This is a genomic window from Azospirillum sp. UFLA03-27 (assembly GCF_059803775.1).
The window spans coordinates 1-2,183 of sequence record NZ_JAUQTX010000459.1; the positions used below are offsets into that span (position 1 = coordinate 1).

Sequence of the window (2,183 nt, forward strand, 5' to 3'; positions counted from 1 at the left end):
TGGCAGTTCACAACCGAAAATGCGCGGATCAAATTGCGCAGCCTCTACCCATCAGTTCAGCCTTGAACGAGGACTAGTCTGGCCAGAGCGCGTGTGGTGACCGGCTGCCCCGTTCGGCGCAGGTACGCGGCGGCCGCTTCCGCCTCCGCGCGGGTCGGCCGGTAGACGCCGTTGAACAGCAGGTAACGCACCGGATCGGCGTAGGCGTGCGGGGCGTCGGTGAAATGCACCATGAGCATGCCCTGCCACACGCCGGCCTCGGCGCAGGCCCCGACGAAGCGGTAGGGCCAGCCAACCATCAACCGCGCGGCAAGGTCGAGCAGGCGGGCCCGCGTGGCCGGCCCCATCGCCTCAAGCCCTGCCCCCTTGGCGGGACGCTCAGGCGACCGTGGATCGCCGCCCCACAGGCGGGCCACCATCGTCCGCAGGTCGTCGCCGCACCGCGGTCCGGCCAGGAGGCGCAGCACGTGGTGCAGAAGGTCGAAGTACCGGACGGAGTACATATGGTACTCGCCGAGTTGCGCCCAGCCCCGGCGCAGGATGGCCTCCTGCCGCCGCTGGAAGGGCAGCGCCTCGGACGGAGCGGGCACACAGGGAGTTTGCGCGAGGTCCGCGCCGCAACGGTGACAGGTGCGCGGATCGTCCGCCCGGATGACGACCACGGGAGCACCGCAGTCGCCGCAGCGGTCGGCGAGGATGACCCCGTGCCGCGTGCAGACCGCCGTCAGGGCGAGGCGCCAGGACCGCCGCAGGTAGGGGATGCCGTTGGCCAAGCATGCCGGGCAGAACTGCTGCGCCGGCCGGTGCCAGATACCGCCGGCGATGTCGGAGCGCGTCACCCATTTCGTGCCGCCCTTCCGCCCTTCCGTTGGCGCGTGCGACTCAAACAGTTGGCCAACGAACGCCTTCAGGGTCGTGGCAGCCGCCAGTTCGGGGTTGGTCAGCGTGCCGGCGGCCATGACATCGGTCACCGCCGCGCTGCCAAGATGGTCGATGTCGTGCGTCTGATGCAATTGGCCGGGCCATGCCGCATGCATGAAAGTGATTGGCTGCATGCCGTGGGCCACCGCTGTGCGCGCGATCCAAGAGGACAGCAATTCGTCCTCCAGCGGCTTCGGCCGGCACGGCCACGGACGACCGCTCATGGCAGCCCCGGCAACTCAACGTCGATCTTGCGCTGCGACGGCGGCTGGTAGCGGATCCGCTCCAGGGTCTTCAACGTGATCCGCTCCTCGCCGGTCTCGATCGCGAGGACGGCGGCGCGGCTGATGATCTTGAAGAACTCGCCGATCGCCCCTTCTCCGCGACGCAGGATGTCGCGGGCGAGCGCGTCGTCGTCCCCGAGGTACGAAGCCTCGCGCAACGGCATCAGGGCCTCGAAGGATGCCAGAAGTTCACGGAAGGCGTCGCCATCGCGCCAAGGGCGAAGCTGGAAGACCTCGAAGCGGTTCAGCAGTTGGGCGTCGTGCTGCGCCGTGGTGCGCGCTCCCTGCGTGCCGGCGAAGACCAGACTGATGCGCAGCGCCGCCTCGTTGCCCAGCGCCCGGAAGAACGCCAGGACACCGTCCCGCTCGTTGGGTCCGGCCTGGTTCAGGTTGTGCAGCTCGTCCACCAGGAGGACCCGCGTGCCGACCGCTTCCAAGATGGTGAGGACGGCGCGGCGCAGTTCGCGCCGGATCGCGCCCGGCGCGTAGGGGCAGCCGAGGCGGTCGAGGATCGTCTGGTAGACGATGCCCAGGGTCGGATGCTCCGGCATGTCGATCTTCACGACCGGAATCAGCGCCATGTCGTGTTCGGGCCGGGGCAACGGTGGGTGGTCGGCTTCGAAGCGCTCGAGCAGCGTCGACTTGCCGTTGTTGGTTGGGGCCTCGATCAGGACGTTTTCCGGACGCTGCTGCTTTGGGGCCTCCAGCAGCAGACTCATGGCCGCGTAAGGCTCGCGCGCCGAGGCGTAGGGAATCCACATTTTGGTGCGTGCGCGCTGGATGCGCTCGGCCTTCGGCAGGGCAAGCAGGGGGACCGTCGACGGGTGCAGGTGATCGTAGGCCGTCATGACCAGCCCTCCAGGTCGGCCACCGGCCGGACGCGCCGGACGGGCGGTACCGCCGGCTCGGCCGGCGCGGGCGGGGCGCCGGGGGTGGCCCTGTCTCTTATACACATCTCCGAGCCCACGAGACTATAAC

General features: G+C 69.0%; 2 protein-coding genes. Both read right to left on the bottom strand.

Going from position 1 to position 2,183, the window contains the following annotated elements:
- Window positions 1–56: 56 nt before the first annotated feature.
- Window positions 57–1,145, bottom strand: coding sequence for a TniQ family protein (locus tag Q4I23_RS32295; protein WP_498528948.1), 1,089 nt, complete (start codon window positions 1,143–1,145; stop codon window positions 57–59).
- Entirely contained in the window at window positions 1,142–2,053 is a 912-nt protein-coding gene (locus Q4I23_RS32300; protein ID WP_498528949.1) for a TniB family NTP-binding protein, read from the bottom strand. Before Q4I23_RS32300 ends, Q4I23_RS32295 begins: the two co-directional genes overlap by 4 nt.
- Window positions 2,054–2,183: the final 130 nt, after the last annotated feature.